Consider the following 16,372-nt stretch of genomic DNA (forward strand, 5'->3'; position numbering starts at 1 on the left):
CCCATCGGACCGATTGAGCTGATATGAATTTCATCTCCTTCCAAAATCCCGCCGCATTGTTCTTCCTGCCTTTGGCCGCCCTGCCGCTGGTGATCCATCTGCTTTGGCACAATAAGGCCAAAGTGATCCCCTTTCCCAGCATCATTCTTTTGAGATCCACTCATACCAAGACCTGGAAAAGAAGCCGGCTGCAGGAATGGCTGCTGCTGGTCCGAACCATCATCCTGCTGCTGCTGGTCCTGTTGATGGCCGGGCCATCGGTGAAGGTCGACCTGCCGCCATGGATGGCGCCGCGGGAAACGGTTCTGGCCATGGTCATCGACAATTCGGCCAGCATGTCTACGATAGAAGGCGACAGCAGTTTATTATCACAAGCCCGATCCTCAGCTCTCAAGATGGTCTTCACCCTAAGCCCGGACAGCCGGGTGGCGGTGATCTGCGGCTCGCAGGGGAATAAAATATTATGCGGCCTGGCGGGTCCGGCCGAAGCGGCCAGGCAGATAAGATCCATCGAGCAGACCGATCTGGGGACCGATCTGGCCGGGGCTGTTCTAAAGGCCGACGACCTTCTGTTCTATGCCGGAAGGACCGGGGCATCAACACTGATTTTTTCCGACTTTCGGAAAAATTGTTTCGGCGGGCCGGCCTCGCTGCTTCCGGTCCTTAAGGCTACGGCCCGCCTGAGCCTGGTGCCGTCAGGCAGGGAAATGATCGGCAAAAACCTGGAATGGCGCAGCGTGAAATTCTATTCCCTCAAAAAAAGACTGATCATCCAAGGAAAAACAGCTCGGGGCCTGAAGCAGAGCCTGAGCCTGGTCAAAGATGGCCGGACTGTCTATCAAACCCGGGTCGGTCCCGATTCCGCCGGGTATTTTTCAGCCAGCCTGGGCTGGGACGGCCGGGGGTCAAGCTTTCTGGAGTGCTCAGGTGATGATATGCCGCTGGACGACAGATACTATCTTTCCTCCAGCAACAACGACAGCATCAACGTCCTGCTGATAACCGAGGGCAGCGGCATTTTGAAACAGGCCTTTACAGCATTATCGGCGGCAGGGTATCAACTTAATATCCAAAGCCGTCTCACTCCCGAGGACATCGCTGCTTCGGATCTGATCGTCGCGGCGGGGCGCTCGCTATCCGGCATCAAAAACGGCCTTTTGGAAGCGGTGAACAGCGGGAAGGGGCTGTTGATCATTCCGCCGGAGAAGGCCGGCATCGATGATTACAATCATCTTTTATCAAGCCTGTCCCCGGGGTTGCGGATAACCGGAATATCAGAGGATCCCCTGCCGGGGGCCCTGGAACTTGGCTCGGGGGATTATTTTCAGGACATCAGTACTAGGGACCTTAGGCACATCTCGGTATACAAATATTGGCGGATCCCAGCCAGGCTTCCGGCCCTGCTTATCATCGGACATAAGTTCCCGGGCTTGATGATGATCGATCAAGGATCGGGCAAAGCCGGCCTGTGGCTGTTCGGAACCGAGCCCGGTATGACCGATATCGGCTTCCATCCGGCCTTCCTGGCCCTGTTGAACCAGACCTGCCGGGGGCTGGTAAGATCTGCTGACCTCGGTTACATCACCGGCCAGTTTTTGTCCGACCCCGACATATCGGAACCGACCGCCCCGGACGGTAAAAAGGTTCCCGGCCTTGCGGACGTCCGGGGAAGGGTCAAATGGCTGCTGGAGAAAGCCGGATTTTATTCGGCGCTAAAAAATAAATTATGGCAAACCCTGGCGGTGAATATTCCCCCTGATGAATCCGACCTTACAATGCTTGAGGATGACGGGTTGACCAGGATCATGGGAAAAAACCAATGGAGCCGTCAGATATCCCCTGAAAAAATACCGGCCGGCCAAAGAGGATTAAACAATATCTTACTATTCCTGACCGGGCTTCTCCTGATGATGGAACTGGTGTTAAGGAGCAAACTTAAAATATTTCTTAAAAAGCCATTGACAACATGGTGGAAAATATGGTAAATATATAGTCTAACAATGGTTTATATGGAGGGGGCTATGGCGGACAAAAACGCTGTAAATTTGAACGGCTTGATGATCACTCTGGCGGTGATTGCGGTTTTGACGGTGGGCGGCGTCACCGGAATGTCGGTGGCCAGCTGGCCGGTCTCCAGTGCCGGTGCCGGGAACGAACAGCGGGACAAACAGCTTGAGGTGCTGGCCAAATCCGTGGCCCGGCTGTCGGCCAGGGGGATCCTGGATTACGAGGACGCCATGGAGCGGCAGTTCTTTCTGGATAAGGTGGTCAAGGACATCAAGGCCGATTTTCCCGAGATCAAGAACATCTGGGTGCTGGATGACCAGCGGATGGTAGTGTACTCCGCCAAGGAGGACGAGATAGAAAAAACCTACCAGGTCCCGTCCGGGATGAAACCGGACGCCGGAGAGAAATTCACCGTCAATGAACTCTCCGCAGGCAGCGTCTGGGTGGCCACTCCGATAATCTCCATGAAGACCATCATCGGCGGCCTGCGGATGGTGGTGGAGATCCCGGCGGCCAAGGGCGGCGGCGGGGGCAGCAAAAACCTGCTGATGATCATCGGCCTGATAGCCATGATAATAGGCATCGCCGCGCCGGTGGTGCTGGTCTCCGCTAAAACCAAAGAACTGGCCGGCCTCAAGGCCGGGCCCGGCGGGGCGGCGGTGAGCGATGCCAAGCTGAGCGCCCTCAAAGCCGAGGAATCGACCGTATCGGCCAAGCTGGCGGCTGCCAAGCAGCAGCTGGCCCAGTCCGAGCAGTTGCAGGGCCAGCAGGTGGCCATGGAACAGCAGATCGAGGAGATGAAGAAACAGCAATTCGAGGAGACATACAAGCTCGAAGGCCTGAAGAAAGAGGCTGCGGAGCAGGCTGACCACATCGAGAAACGCAAGAAGATACTGGAAGCCAATCCTCTGGAACGCCAGGCTGCCTTGACCAGCGAGGAGAAGGAGCTGGCCGCCAAGATCTCGACCCACAAACAGGAGGAGGTCAAGCTGGCCCAGAAGATAGAATTGATCCGAAAAAAAGTGATAGATCTGGACCGCCGCATCGAGAAACGGCAGAAGGAAGAGCAGGAGATCGCCGAGAGGATCGAGGCCCGCCGGAAAGAGGAGCTGGAACTCAACCAAAAGATGGGCAGCTGAAAATTTGAATATCGGGAGACCAATGCGACGGGGGTGAGAATATCTATCCCCGTCGTTTTGATATGAGAAAACTACTTAGCCAAAGCCTGGATACCCTGATCAGCCACCTGGGGGTGCTGGCCGTAGGGATGTTTGCCAGCGTTCTGATAAATCGCACCCTGGGACCGGAGCTTAAGGGGATATTCGTCTCCTGCCTGCTGATCCCCCAGACGGCGGTGGTGTTCGCCGAACTGGGGCTGGGGACCTCGGGGGCCTACCAGCTGGCTAGAAAAAAATATCAGCCGGGCTCGGTGGTTCTGTTCCTGCTGCTGGCCAGCCTGGTCCTGGGCGGCCTGGCTATGATCATCACCGGGGCGGCGGTGAGATTGCCGGCCGAGGCTTGGGGAGGTTTCAACCGCTTGGTGATCCTGAGCCTGATCCCCCCCGGACTGTGGCTGACCTTCCTGCCGGAGATCTTTTTGGGCCTGGGTCTGCTTCGGGGCTTTAACTGGTGGAGGGCCGGCTTCCAAGTATTCCGGATTTTGATATTATTGGTTTTCCTGTTTCTGCTCGGCAACAAGCTTCAGGCGGTGATCCTGGCCTCGGTGATCCTCAACTGGGCGGCTTTTATCATCTCGGCCGGCGTCCTGTGGGTTCATCTAAGGCCCAGATCTGCCGCCCTGTCCTTAAGGCAGACAGCGGATTTTTTCAAGTTCGGAATGAAGGTTTTCGCAGGGGAGATCCTTGGTTTCCTGCATTACCGGGCGGATATATTCCTGATCCTTTTATGGAAAGGCAATGTTCAGGTGGGCCTCTATGCCACGGCGGTCTTTCTTTCCGAGCTGCTATGGATGATACCCCGGGGGCTTTACGCCCCGGTCTTCTCGGGGCTGGCCCGCGACGGCCTTTCCCGGGACATTGTTAAAAAGGCGGCCCTGCTGACCTTGGCCGCCACCTGCGGCCTGGCTTTGATAGCGGCCTTTTTGGTCGGCCCCGCCATCCGGCTGTTATACGGAGAGTCCTTTAGCGGCGCCGTCTGGCCTTTTATTCTGCTTCTGCCGGGAACCGTAATGCTGTCCCTCCCCAAATTTCTGGAGGCGCCGTTGATAGCCGAGATGGGATCTCCCGAGGTGCTGGTCTGGGGCAAGGCTTCCGGATTGCTCTGTAATATCCCGCTTAACTTCTGGCTGATCCCGAAATACGGGATCTCCGGGGCCGCCGCCGCTTCCAGCATATCCTACACCATCCAGGCCCTGATATTCATCGGACTGTTCAGCAGAAAAAGATCCCAAGTGATGTCCCCGGAGAAAACCGGGGAATATGCCATTATCAGCCAACACGAAAGCGGCCTGAATGAGATCGCCGATTGATATAATAAAAAATATCCCTCCCCTGAAAGCCATCAGGCGGAAACTGCAGAAACGGCGGGTGGAGGCCCTACGGCAGCTGGCGTTGGATGGCGGAAAAATACCGCTGCCCAGAGGGCTGGTGTTCGAGCCCACCCAGCGCTGCAACCTGTCGTGCATCATGTGCTGCCACCGCCAGCATCACACCGAGGGCTCCTGCCAGGAGATGGACACCGGAGCCGCTGTCGAATTCATAAAAGAACTAAAAAAACAGCATGATTTCCGGACCATCGGGTTCATCGGCTCCGAGCCGTTTGTCAGAACCGACCTGGAGGATCTGATGAAAGCGGCAGTGGGTCTGGGCATGGATGTTTCGGTTCAGACAAATTCCACTCTGCTGGATGAAGCGAGGATCAAAACCTGGTCCAGACATAAGAATCGGATCAGGAGTTTCGGGGCCTCCCTGGAAGGGGTGGCGGGCGTTGATGACCAGATACGCCCGGGGAAAGATGTCTTCAGCCGGGCCCGCCGGGGCATAGAGCTGGCGGTGCAGGCCGGCCTGCCGGTGACGGTGAGCATTCTGATACTGGACAGCAACCGGGAAAGGCTGGGGGAGTTGATAGAACTGCTGAATGCCTTGAGGGTGAGATCGATAGATATTTCACTGATCGTCAACCACAGCCGAGCCGATATAGAAGAGACGGCCCGTTTGTCCGGCATCCGCAAGAAGGATATCTGCATCACTTCAAAACCGGAGTTGGAATACAAAACAACCCAGTTTCAATTGCTGGAGGACCTGAAATCCGGACTGGCCTTGGGTAAAAATTGCGGCATGAGGACCAGCACCAGCCCGGAAGGGTTTCTGGCGAATTACCCGAGTATCCGGGACGGCAGCATCAGAAAGAAACACCGGCTGACTTGCGGGGCCCTGGATACCGTAAGAGTGGACCCCTCGAGCAGGCTGATACATTGCCAGCATTTCCGGCAGAGCTTCGGAGATCTTAGTCAGGTTAAGCTTGCCGAGGCTTGGAATTCCCCGGGGTTTAGGAATTTCCGAAAAAGACTGGCGGAGGAAAATCTGTTTCCCATCTGCGTGGACTGTTACCGGATGAGGGTCCTGGGATGAAGAAAGTGTTGGCCCTTACCGCCATCGAGGCTCCCTTCCGGTCCCGGCTGATAGAGACCCAGTTCTTCGATTCCCTGGTCAGGGCCCGGAATCTATCAAACGGCCGGTGGCAGTTGTCCTTCCTGTCGGTTATACCGCTGACTTTCTATTTGGGCCGCCGGAACCCTTGGCGGCAATATGTCAAGAATTCCAATCAAAATAAAACGCTGCGGTCAAATTTATCCTCGAAGGGCGTCAAGTACCGGACATCCCTGGCGGGATTTCCTTTGTTGCCCCGGCAGTTCAATCTGAGGAAAAATGAAACGGCTTTATTTATTGCCGCTGCCCTTCCCTGGCTGACCCTCAAATTGTCGTTCTTGAAGCCGGATCTGATAATCGCCCGGAGCTATCCGGCGGCCGTGCTGGCCTGGTGGGCCAAGCGGGTATTGAATATCCCATACCTATTCGACCTGCGGGGGATGTATCCCGAGGAGTCGGTAAATGCCGGCAGATATGAAGTTAATTCCCCCGACCATCTCTTCTGGAAGGATTGGGAAAAGAAGCTTATTTGTTCGGCCCAATATTGCGTGGTGGTCTCCCGGCCTTTCGTGGAGCATGTTCTGGATATCGATCCAGGCGCCAGGGTGGAAATGATCCCCTGCTGTGTGGATCCCGGCAAGATCAGGCTTCCGGATAAGAAAAAAACCAAGGCCAAATACGGGCTGGATGATCGTTTCGTTCTGCTGCATCTGGGCTCCTTCGGCACCCCTGGCGACCGGGGCCTGGTTGGAAAATATTTGCTGCGTTTTAAAGAGGTCAGGCCGGATGCTGTTCTGGTAGTTGCTTCGGGGACTGCCGCCTTCGGCCCGGCTATCAGAAAGGCTCTGCTTGGCGAGGGGCTGGGTCCGGACGATTTCAGGATATATCATCCCGCCGGATCGGAGTTGGATGACATGCTGGCTTTGGGCGATGCCGGTCTGATCCTGGAGCGGAAAGTTGCCAACACCAAGGTCTGCCTGTCGGTCAAGCTGGGGGAATATCTGGCTGCCGGGATGCCGGTGATCTGCACCCCGCATGTGGAGGGGGTGGCCCGGCTGGTCGAAAAATACCGTTGCGGGCTGGTGGTCGATCCAGATCAGGAAGAGCCCCTGGAAAAAGAAGGAGGATTGTTGGCGGGTTATGGTGACTGCCGCAATAACGGGCTTAAGTTGGTTGAAGAAATTCTCTCCGTAGACCGGTGCGCTGATAAATGGCGATCCGTCATTGACCAGGGATTGAAGACTTAATATTTTACAGGAGCGGTATATGTTTAAAAAAATTCTGGTGCTGGCGCCGCATACCGATGATGGGGAATTCGGCTGCGGCGGCTTTATGGCCCGGCTGCTGGAGCAGGGAGCCGAGGTCTGCTATGCGGCCTTCTCCTCGGCCGAGAAATCACTGCCGCCCGGAGTCCATCCCGACACCCTCAAGAACGAACTGAACGACGCTCTGAACAGCCTGGGAATAGCCGATAAGAATCGTTTTGTATACAATTACAGCGTCAGGGATTTTCCCGAGCACCGCCAGGTGCTGTTGGAGAATATGGTGGCCCTCAAGGAGAAAATAGGTCCCGATCTTGTATTGATGCCCTGCTTCAACGATACCCACCAGGATCATCTGACCATTGCCCAGGAGGGTTTCCGGGCCTTCAAGGACCGGACCATACTGGGCTACGAGATTCCCTGGAACAACAGGACCTTTAACACCGAATCCTTCGTCCTGCTGGAGGAAAAGCATATTCAGTCCAAGGTCAGGGCCCTGAAGTGCTACCAGTCGCAGCTGGATCGGTTCTATGCCAACGAGGAGTTCATCCGGGCCCTGGCCAAGACCCGCGGGACCCAGATCGGGGCCGCCTTTGCCGAGGCTTTCGAGGTAATTAGGTGGGTAATACGGTAGATCTGAATTATTAATTACGAATTACTAAGTGCAAAATATGGAAAAGAAAGATATTTGCGAAAGAACTTTTAAATTCGCTATCGCTATCATTAAGTTTTGCCGAGCAATAGATAATGGTCAGAATATTGAAAGGCTTATAGCAAGGCAGCTTTTTCGGTCGGGAACATCCATCGGTGCAAATGTTGAAGAAGCCCAGGCCGGCCAGAGTAAAGCAGATTTTATATCAAAAATGTCGATAGCCCGAAAAGAAGCTAGAGAAACGAGATATTGGCTTGCCCTCTGTAACAGCGTAAACATAGGAATCCTCCGGGATATTGATGTTTTGCTCAAAGAAGTGAACGAATTAACCGCCATAATGACGGCGATAATTAAAAAGACAAAGTCTAATTAAGTCGACAAACTCAAATATTTGTCATTATAAATTTGCAATTAGTAATTAAATGATATTAGCCGCTCATCAACCCAATTATCTTCCCTGGGCCGGATACTTTTACAAGATGGCCCGCTGCGATGCTTTCGTGTTCCTGGACAGCGTGCAGTACTCCAGAACCTCGTATACTGCCCGCTGTATGATAAAAGGGGTCAGCGGCAAGCCCCAATGGCTGTCGGTGCCGGTGTTCAAAAAAGGGCGCTACCATCAGGATATTTTGGAAGTGGACATCGATAATGAATCCGGCTGGCAGAATATCCACCAAAGGACCCTGGAATCATGTTACTCCAAGGCCCCGTATTTTGAAGACTACCAACGGTTGATCGATCTGGCCTATGATAAAAAGTGGGATAAATTATCCCTGCTCAATGCCGAGTTGACCAAAGCAATTGCTGCGGATCTGAATATCGCCCCGAAATTCATAAATCTATCCGAACTGGATATCAGTTCAAAATCCAGCGAGCTGCTGATAGATATCTGCCAAAAAATGTCGGCCCAGGTATATCTTTCCGGACCGGGCGGGAAAAAATATCTCGATCAGAATAAGTTTAAAGAGGCCGGGATAGAGCTAAGGTTCGTCACCTACTATCCGCAAGCCTATCCCCAATTGTGGGGGGAATTCGTGCCGGGATTGTCCATGATCGATCTGCTGTATAATTGCGGACCGCAGGCGGTGAAAAGGATCATCAAATCCGATGTCTTATAAATATAAAATCTCGGTCATTATTCCTTCCTTCAGGAATCTGGAATTTCTAAGGCTTTGCCTGCCGGAATACCTTAAAAGCAGGCATTGTCAGGTCGTCATCGGCCTGGACGGTTATAACAGCCACTATATGGACTACCTGCTCAATTGCCAGGTTACCGTGAGCATGACCGGACGCCGGCAGGGGCTTTGCACCGCCACCAATCTGGCGGCACAGCAGGCCTCCGGCGAATATCTTTTCCTTTGCAACGACGATATGGTGCCGGCCCCCGGCTGGGACGAAGCACTGCTAACATCGGCCGGTCCCGGCCATATAATCAGCGGCACGGTCTGGGAGCCCGGCCTGATCGAGGTCCCGCCCTGCCATAAAAAAATGGATTTTGGCCATAATGCGGACAATTTCAGAAGGGATGACTTTATCACCCAGGCTTTGCAAACCATTAAAAATCAAAAAGAAAAAACAGAACCGGGGATCAACTACCCTTTTTTGATCCCCACCTTGCTTTGGAAAGCATTATCCGGGCTGGACGAGCGCTTCAACCCCGGCTCGGCCTCCGACCCGGATCTTTTCATCCGGGCTGCTTTGCTGGATCCGGCCCCGGAGATGATCCGCTGCCGGGATGCGGTATTCTACCATTTCGCCGGGCGCTCAGGCATTTATGCCGGGGACCGGGTGTCCCCGTGGTGGAAATTCCATTGGAAGCACTCCCGGTTTATGTTCCGGCAAAAATGGGGCAGGATGTGGGAACATAAATTCGGGCAGGTGCCGGATGTTTCGGGATGGAAAAATATCAGAGGAAGAAAGGAACCGTGGCTGGCCGGACGACTGTGGCGCCTGGCCTGGTTCGGTCCGGCCGGCCGGCACTCGGTGATAAGGGGGGAGAGCCCTTTATGAGGCCGTCGCTGGTTGAAATATTAAAATGCCTCAAATGCGGGGCCGATGATCTCCACTTGATGGTGAAGAGCAAAGATGATCTTGAGATAACCAAGGGTCTATTATCCTGCCGCAGATGCGGCCTGACCTATTTGATAGAAGATGGCATTTTAAATTGCCTGGTATTTGCCGATCCTTCGATAAGCGCGGCCCGCAGGGTATATAGAAGATCGAAGGAGGTCCTGGGCGACACCCTTCCTGAAATGCTGGCCCGGCGCTGGCACATGGACAGCGCCTACCGGCAGGATACCGAGGCCAATTACCGGGAATTGCTTTCCCGCCTGGATCCCGGGCAGGGCTGGGCGCTGGATGTGGGGGCCGGCACCTGCTGGACCACGGCCGGGCTGGCCGGCAGGGGATACCGGGCGGTGGCCATAGACATCTCGGCCGACAATAAGCTGGAGCTGGGTCGTCAGCATTTTGATAAGGATGTTTATTTTGACCGGGTGCTGGCCGATGTCAACCATCTGCCTTTCAGCAATGAGGTATTCGGTCTGTCTTTCGCCTCGGCCGCCCTGCACCATAGCCGGGACCTGGATTCCAGTTTGGCGGAGATATCACGGACCACGGCCTCCCGGGGGAGGCTGGAGATCATCAATGAGCCGGTCCGGGGCCTGGCCGAAGCCTTTCAGAAAAATACCGGACAGCTTGAGGGTCCGGAGGGGATCGTTGAAAAGCATTACGGCATTTCCACCTGGATGGGGTCGCTGGAGAGATCGGGCTTCAAGGGCCGTTGCCGGTTCCCGGCAAATATCAGGGAAAGGCTGACGGCCGGCAGCTTCACCGGCAGGCACAAATTCCATTTTCTGGCCGGTCTGATCGCCAGGTTTTACCGCTACCGCCCGTTCAGATCGATGTTGGAGGGGGCGTCATTCTATCCCGGCTTGTACCTGCTGGGATTGCCGCTGATATACAGCGGTGAAAAAACATCAGCCAAAAAGAGCCCGGCCGTTTATGATAAAGGAAGATAAGATGCCGCCCTCCAGGGTTCTGATCCTGGTATGGGGAGGGATAGGGAACATGGTGATGGCCCTGCCAATGCTCAATGCCGCCAGCCGGGGTTTTCCGGGTGGCGTACTCACCGTTGTTGTTCAAAATGCCACGATGCTTAGTTTGCTGGAAGGCAACGATAGGTTTGTAAAGCTGACAATGGATAGTAAGGAATTCAGCGGAGCCTTCGGCAAATTGAAATTGATTAAAAAAATAAAGAAACAACTCCCTGAGGTAACCATAAGCACGGTACCTTCCCCTAAAATACGATCTGGAATCCTGGCGATCTTAAGCGGTTCCGGTATAAGAATATGTTCCAGTCAATACGGTAGCCACTTTTTTAATATTAAGGTCGAAGGAAAAACAGAACAAAAGCACTATGTTTACAGGAACTTGGGCCTTTTAAAGCCCCTGGAAATAGAATCAGACAGCGTGGAGTATGGGATCAGGGTGCCGCTTAAATATGACAAAGAGGCTGAAGAATTCATTAAAAACGGTAATATCTCTTCAAACAAAATAATCGGGTTTCATCCGGGCGCCGGAAACAGGCAGAAAAGATGGCCTGTCGAAAAATTTGTTGCCATCGGAAAAGATTTAACTAGCAGGGGTTGCCAAGTGATAATTTTCGGCGGGACAGAAGAGGCCGAACTTGTAAAAAAGGTGGCCGCAGGAATCGGTCCGGGAGGATTTCGGTTCATTGGGAATAATGATTTGAACTCCACCCTGGCCCTTATCAATAAATGCCAGATATTTCTTTCCAACGACAGCGGATTGGCCCATTGTGCCGCGGCTCTGGGCGTGTCAACGGTGGTTGTTTTCGGGCCAACCGATCCGAATATTTGCGCGCCAGAAGCCCAAAATATTCGATTAATAAGGAATAACATCGATTGCGGACCCTGTTACCGTCCCGCGAATAAATATAAATGCAATTACTATCCACCCATGTGTCTCGAAATTCCTACAGACCGTGTCTTGATGGAGGTTTGTGAATTGATGGAAAGCAGCGAAGATGTCCGATAATAGTAAAAGCAAAATACTTTTCTTTGACCACTCGCCTATCATCAGCGGGGCAGAATACAGCCTGTTGGATATTTTGCAGGGGTTGAAAAATAAACCGGTGGATTATCGTCTGCTGACCATCAAGGGCAGCAAACTTATCAAGAAAACAAACGATATCGGAATAGAAACCATAGAAATATCACTGCCGGAAAGATTACTATATATTAATAAAAATGATTTTCAAAGACAGCCTGGTAAAATAATCCAAAGCCTAGGCAGCGTCAAAAAAACGGTGATTGAGATATATAACATACTGCGCAGGGGAAAATATGACGCGATCTACACCAACACCCTCAAAAGCCATATTCTGGGGGGATTGGCGGGAACAATGGCCGGAGTCAAGGTGATATGGCACCTGCGAGATATCCCCATCCAACCAAGGCCCAAAAGAGCCATACAATTGTTAGCGACATTTATCCCGGACAAGATAATAGCTGTTTCTGAAGCGGTGGGCAGACAGTTTGGCGGCCGAAAAGTGTCGGTGATACATAACGGCATCGATGCCCAGGCGATACAAAAGAAGGCGGCCCTGGAAATGCCGGCCGAAATTCAGCGGATCAGGGAAAGCTCAGGCGGCGGCCCGACCATAGGCATAGTTGGACAAATTGCCCGGTGGAAGGGGCAGGATGTTTTTTTACGGGCCGCCAAACTTCTGGCCGAAAAATTGCCACAGGCAAAATTCCTTATCATTGGCGAGGCTCTTTTCGATGAAAAGGAATTCAAACTGGAACTGAACAATTTTGTTATCAACAACAATCTGCAAAAACGGGTGATCTTTACCGGACATCTTGAAAATGTATATCCCATATTAAAACAATTGGATGTTTTGGTCCATTGTTCGGTGGAGCCGGAGCCTTTCGGCCGGGTAATCATTGAGGCGATGGCCTTGGGGGTTCCGGTGATAGCCACCAGGGGGGGGGCAGTTGAAGAGATCATAACAAACGGAGAGAATGGACTGATAGTGTCTCCGGGAGATCATCAGCAATTGGCCGGGGCCGTTGAAAATATATTGACCGATAAAACGATGCGCAACAAGATCGTAGGCAACGGCACTATAAAAGTGCCGAAAGTGTTTGGTTTGAGGGAAATGTTGGATGAAATATACGATTTAATCAGGCAGTTGTCTTTAAAATGATGATTTTTCCCAAACATAGAGCGGAACAGTTCTTATACAGTTTTTTCCCGGTGGTTTTACCGCTGGCCTCGGGGTTCATCATTCATCTGTTGATGGCCCGGAGCATTTTACCGCAGGTTTATGCAATTATCCCCCAGGCTCTGGCCCTGGTAAGCCTGGCCACCACCATCGCCTATTTCATCAATCATGATGTCGCCGCCAGGGAGATAGCCATCGCGGAGGATCCCCGGAGGACAACGGTGGCTTTTTTCATGGGAAGAATCATTTTCACCCTGGCCGGAGCCATTGTCTGCATTCTCGCTGCATTTTTGATTTATGGATCGGCCATAAAAACCACGGCCATTTTTTTAATGTGGTTTGTTGTCAATATCGGGATAACTGAAAATCTGGGCCAAGCCTGGCGGTCCAATGGTCAATATAAAAATGCCTCTTTGCTGTACCTGATAAATTTCCTGTTATTGTCGGCCGGGATCATATACATATATCACCACCAGGCCACTCCACGGAAATTGGCGGTGGTTTTGCTGCTGAGCGCCGTAACGGCCGCAGCATTTTTTGCCGGATCTATAATTAGCTACCTCAAGCGGCCGGATCTGGCAGTACTGAAAAAAATCCTGAAGAAATCCCTGCCCATCGCCCTGGCCGGCATCGCATTATTTGTTTCCAACTGGTTCGGAGTGGTGTATCTGACCGCGGCTGGCATCAGCCAGGACCTGACCTATTATTTTTTAGCGGGAAAATTTGCCGGGGCTCATTTAATTTTGATATTAATATTGTATTTTGCCTATATTCCAGTCTTATCAAAAATGGACCCTGCCAGACTTGAAAAGGTATTTAAAAGATGGCTTTGGTTGGTGCTTCTATACCTTGTGTTGTCATCGTTGGCGGTAATTTATATATTGCTTCCTTTGATCACCAAGTTTTGGGGATCTGAATACCAAAAAGTTCAGGCATATTACCTGAATTATATTCCCTGGATTTTCTTTGCCTGCACCAGCTATTATACCGGAATGTTCATATATGCCAGGGGTTTGGTGTCGATTATCGGCAAATTTCAGATCATTTTGGCAGTTTTGACTGTTTTTATGATTATTTTAGGGTATAGTAAATGGGGAACAATTTCCCTGCCTCTGGCGGAAAGCGGGGCAATGCTTATGGCCGGTGTTGTTCAATATATTTTATGGCAAAGCGACCGCCACAATATAACATAAGGCAATGCAAGGGATTAAATATTGCCATCAAGGCTCCTTATTTTATCAATAGGGGGCTTTTTTGTCATCAACCTCTCCAACAACAGGGGCAGATGAGTTATGGAAAATATAACTTTTTAAACCCTTGACTATGGTAAACATTCATGCTAAAATAACTTTTTAATATAATATGTTACAAACAGTTGCGCTGATTTTATGGGACTGAAAAGCAAGAGGAATTTTACCGCCGGGGAAACTGCTTCAGAGGGTGTTTTGGCGGTTTAAGTCAGATCCAATAATTAACCAGATATTTCAAATATGTTAAATCGAAGGATACAATTAAGATGAGATCAACCTTGAAAAATATATGTGCCTTGGTTATCATCCTGCTTTTTCAGAATGTAGCAGCTCAGGATGCTACCCAGGCCATCAAGGATGCCGGCCTAGATATAGAAGTCAGCAAAGCCGGGCTGACGGTTCCCGATGCGGTGGAAAAAGCCAAAGATGTAGGCTATTCTGACCAGGACATTCTTAATGCCATAGAAAAGACCAAAAATGAGGGGAAGGCCCCTGAAGAAGCCGGTTCAGACTCGGAAGAGAAGAAGACCAAGGAATCTTTGGGCGGCTCCAAGTATTTTCGCGAATTACAAAATGCGGTCTTTGAAAGCTATAACATAGTAAAAACGCCAAAATACAGGCTGTTTTCCCTGCCCCCCTTCGGGTACGAGATATTCAACAATCCGGCAGTAACCTTTGAACCGCTGGACTATGCTCCGGCCGACCCCAATTACCAGATCGGGACCGATGATGAGCTGATGGTCAGTCTCTACGGAGAAGTGCAGTATTCGGGAACCTATAAAGTGGATAGGGAGGGTAAGATCAACCTTCCCGAAGCCGGAATGGTGATAGTCAACGGACTGACCCTGATCCAAGCCCATAAGAAGATCGTGGAGCGCCTGTCCCAGATTTACGCCGGCATCAGGTCCAAAGCCATATCGGTGGATGTGACCACCGGAAAATTGAAGAGGATAAAGATCTTCGTTCTGGGCGAGGTCCGGCAGCCCGGCGGTTTCGTCATCTCCAGCACCAGCACCGCCTTTACCGCCCTTTATTACGCCGCCGGTCCCACCAACCAGGGATCGTTGCGAAAGGTCCAGGTGCTTCGCAACAACAAGCCGATAGCAACCATCGATCTCTACGATCTGATCCTGAAGGGAAAAAAGGACAGCGATATCCGGCTGCAGAACGGAGACGTGGTGTATGTGCCGCTGGCGCCCAGGAAGGTGGCCATCCCCCGGGGGGTCTACCGCCCCGGGATCTACGAGCCCCTGCCCGGCGAGGGATTGAAGGCGGTGCTGGCCCTGGCCGGAGGGCTGCGCCCCGATGCCTATACCGAGATCATCCAGATAAACCGCACCGGCCGGGACGGACTGGTCACTTTGATAGATCTTTCTTACCGTGACATAATGTCAAACCCGGCCGAGTACCAGCTGGAGAACGAGGACGTGATCGGCATATACAAGGTGCCCGAGGGAATCGACAATATCGTCACTATCGACGGGTTCGTCCTGATGCCTGGTCCCTATGAGATCACCGACAATACCACGGTCGGGGAGTTGGTAGATAAGGCCGGTGGGCTATTGAAGATCGCTTACCGTCCCCGGGCCGAGGTGTCCCGGATGCTGTTCTACGCCCGGCCGGAATCGACGGTCACCTTCATACTCAACCTGGACAGCGAGACCGACCGGGCTTTTCCCTTAAAATCCCGGGACCGGGTGATCGTCCGCCAGGACCCCGACTACCAGTTCCAGAAAAGGGTGACCATCGACGGCATGGTGTATTTCCCGGGATATTACTCGCTGGCTGCCGAGGGGGAGCGCCTTTCCAGCATCATCAAACGGGCCGGAGGGCTTAAGCCAAGGGCCTATCCCGAAGGCAGCATCTTCAGCCGGGCCGGGGAGGGCCAGATCGATGTGAACCTAGCCAAGGCCCTGAACAAGACCGGCAATCTTCATGATATCGTAATGCGGGACGGGGATGTTTTAGCTATTCCCGAACGGCCGGCCACAGTGAACGTCAGCGGGGAGGTGCGGTTCCCGGTGAATACGATCTACGAGCCCAATCACGGGTTCAAACATTATCTAGAAAAGGTGGGTGGCACCACCGAGGATGCCGACCGCAAAAGAATAACCGTTCGGCTGCCCAACGGGCGGAACATGAACCCCAAAACCTTCTTCGGACTGTTCCAGCGCAATATCCCGCCGGGAGCCTCGATCATCGTGCCCAAAAAGAAGGAAAGCGCCGGGGTCAAATGGAGCGAAGTGATCCAAAGCACCACCGCCATACTGACCACCGCGGTGGTGATAGTGGTGGGGATCAATCAGCTCCAGCAATAAAACAAGGTAAATTACGGCAAGTAA

The 16,372-nt window shown here is 52.4% G+C and carries 14 protein-coding genes; all 14 read left to right on the forward strand.

The window, feature by feature from the left end; genetic code table 11:
* The first annotated feature begins 23 nt into the window (after positions 1–23).
* Positions 24–1,985 (forward strand): hypothetical protein, encoded by a 1,962-nt coding sequence (locus tag A2273_05090; GenBank protein ID OGF07840.1) that lies wholly within the window; start codon positions 24–26, stop codon positions 1,983–1,985.
* A gap of 36 nt (positions 1,986–2,021) precedes the next feature.
* Positions 2,022–3,146 (forward strand): hypothetical protein, encoded by a 1,125-nt coding sequence (locus A2273_05095; protein OGF07841.1) that lies wholly within the window; start codon positions 2,022–2,024, stop codon positions 3,144–3,146.
* Between the two features lie 62 nt (positions 3,147–3,208).
* A complete protein-coding gene (locus A2273_05100; GenBank protein OGF07842.1) occupies positions 3,209–4,495 on the forward strand; it encodes a hypothetical protein in 1,287 nt (428 codons plus the stop codon).
* Positions 4,479–5,597 carry a hypothetical protein gene (locus tag A2273_05105; protein ID OGF07843.1) on the forward strand — a complete coding sequence of 373 codons (1,119 nt, stop codon included), beginning with the start codon at positions 4,479–4,481 and terminating at the stop codon, positions 5,595–5,597. Before A2273_05100 ends, A2273_05105 begins: the two co-directional genes overlap by 17 nt.
* A complete protein-coding gene (locus A2273_05110) occupies positions 5,594–6,862 on the forward strand; it encodes a hypothetical protein (protein ID OGF07844.1) in 1,269 nt (422 codons plus the stop codon). The genes A2273_05105 and A2273_05110 overlap by 4 nt, the downstream gene beginning before the upstream one ends.
* 19 nt (positions 6,863–6,881) lie before the next feature.
* Positions 6,882–7,511, forward strand: a complete 630-nt coding sequence (locus A2273_05115) for an LmbE family protein (GenBank protein ID OGF07845.1) — start codon at positions 6,882–6,884, stop codon at positions 7,509–7,511.
* Positions 7,512–7,548: 37 nt separating this feature from the next.
* Complete coding sequence (locus A2273_05120) at positions 7,549–7,902, forward strand: four helix bundle protein (protein ID OGF07846.1); 354 nt, start codon at positions 7,549–7,551, stop codon at positions 7,900–7,902.
* 49 nt (positions 7,903–7,951) lie between these two features.
* A complete protein-coding gene (locus A2273_05125; GenBank protein ID OGF07847.1) occupies positions 7,952–8,647 on the forward strand; it encodes a hypothetical protein in 696 nt (231 codons plus the stop codon).
* On the forward strand, positions 8,637–9,539 hold the full coding sequence (locus tag A2273_05130; protein OGF07848.1) for a hypothetical protein: 903 nt from the start codon (positions 8,637–8,639) through the stop codon (positions 9,537–9,539). The genes A2273_05125 and A2273_05130 overlap by 11 nt, the downstream gene beginning before the upstream one ends.
* Positions 9,536–10,549 (forward strand): hypothetical protein, encoded by a 1,014-nt coding sequence (locus A2273_05135; protein OGF07849.1) that lies wholly within the window; start codon positions 9,536–9,538, stop codon positions 10,547–10,549. Before A2273_05130 ends, A2273_05135 begins: the two co-directional genes overlap by 4 nt.
* A gap of 1 nt (position 10,550) precedes the next feature.
* The gene (locus tag A2273_05140; protein ID OGF07850.1) at positions 10,551–11,588 is read left to right on the forward strand and encodes a hypothetical protein; all 1,038 of its coding nucleotides are present in this window, start codon (positions 10,551–10,553) and stop codon (positions 11,586–11,588) included.
* Positions 11,578–12,762 carry a hypothetical protein gene (locus A2273_05145; protein OGF07851.1) on the forward strand — a complete coding sequence of 395 codons (1,185 nt, stop codon included), beginning with the start codon at positions 11,578–11,580 and terminating at the stop codon, positions 12,760–12,762. Before A2273_05140 ends, A2273_05145 begins: the two co-directional genes overlap by 11 nt.
* Positions 12,759–13,973 carry a hypothetical protein gene (locus tag A2273_05150; GenBank protein OGF07852.1) on the forward strand — a complete coding sequence of 405 codons (1,215 nt, stop codon included), beginning with the start codon at positions 12,759–12,761 and terminating at the stop codon, positions 13,971–13,973. The genes A2273_05145 and A2273_05150 overlap by 4 nt, the downstream gene beginning before the upstream one ends.
* A gap of 335 nt (positions 13,974–14,308) precedes the next feature.
* Positions 14,309–16,348 (forward strand): hypothetical protein, encoded by a 2,040-nt coding sequence (locus A2273_05155; protein OGF07853.1) that lies wholly within the window; start codon positions 14,309–14,311, stop codon positions 16,346–16,348.
* Positions 16,349–16,372 lie beyond the last annotated feature (24 nt).

This window comes from Candidatus Edwardsbacteria bacterium RifOxyA12_full_54_48, from assembly GCA_001777915.1.
GTDB lineage: Bacteria > Edwardsbacteria > AC1 > AC1 > EtOH8 > UBA2226.

What these genes read in the sequence shown, in the direction of transcription:
- A2273_05090 (OGF07840.1), top strand. Translation starts at nt 24, where the DNA reads ATGAATTTCATCTCCTTCCAAAATCCCGCCGCATTGTTCTTCCTGCCT.
- A2273_05120 (OGF07846.1), top strand. Translation starts at nt 7,549, where the DNA reads ATGGAAAAGAAAGATATTTGCGAAAGAACTTTTAAATTCGCTATCGCT.
- A2273_05110 (OGF07844.1), top strand. Translation starts at nt 5,594, where the DNA reads ATGAAGAAAGTGTTGGCCCTTACCGCCATCGAGGCTCCCTTCCGGTCC.
- A2273_05145 (OGF07851.1), top strand. Translation starts at nt 11,578, where the DNA reads ATGTCCGATAATAGTAAAAGCAAAATACTTTTCTTTGACCACTCGCCT.
- A2273_05115 (OGF07845.1), top strand. Translation starts at nt 6,882, where the DNA reads ATGTTTAAAAAAATTCTGGTGCTGGCGCCGCATACCGATGATGGGGAA.
- A2273_05150 (OGF07852.1), top strand. Translation starts at nt 12,759, where the DNA reads ATGATGATTTTTCCCAAACATAGAGCGGAACAGTTCTTATACAGTTTT.
- A2273_05125 (OGF07847.1), top strand. Translation starts at nt 7,952, where the DNA reads ATGATATTAGCCGCTCATCAACCCAATTATCTTCCCTGGGCCGGATAC.
- A2273_05105 (OGF07843.1), top strand. Translation starts at nt 4,479, where the DNA reads ATGAGATCGCCGATTGATATAATAAAAAATATCCCTCCCCTGAAAGCC.
- A2273_05095 (OGF07841.1), top strand. Translation starts at nt 2,022, where the DNA reads ATGGCGGACAAAAACGCTGTAAATTTGAACGGCTTGATGATCACTCTG.
- A2273_05135 (OGF07849.1), top strand. Translation starts at nt 9,536, where the DNA reads ATGAGGCCGTCGCTGGTTGAAATATTAAAATGCCTCAAATGCGGGGCC.
- A2273_05100 (OGF07842.1), top strand. Translation starts at nt 3,209, where the DNA reads ATGAGAAAACTACTTAGCCAAAGCCTGGATACCCTGATCAGCCACCTG.
- A2273_05140 (OGF07850.1), top strand. Translation starts at nt 10,551, where the DNA reads ATGCCGCCCTCCAGGGTTCTGATCCTGGTATGGGGAGGGATAGGGAAC.
- A2273_05130 (OGF07848.1), top strand. Translation starts at nt 8,637, where the DNA reads ATGTCTTATAAATATAAAATCTCGGTCATTATTCCTTCCTTCAGGAAT.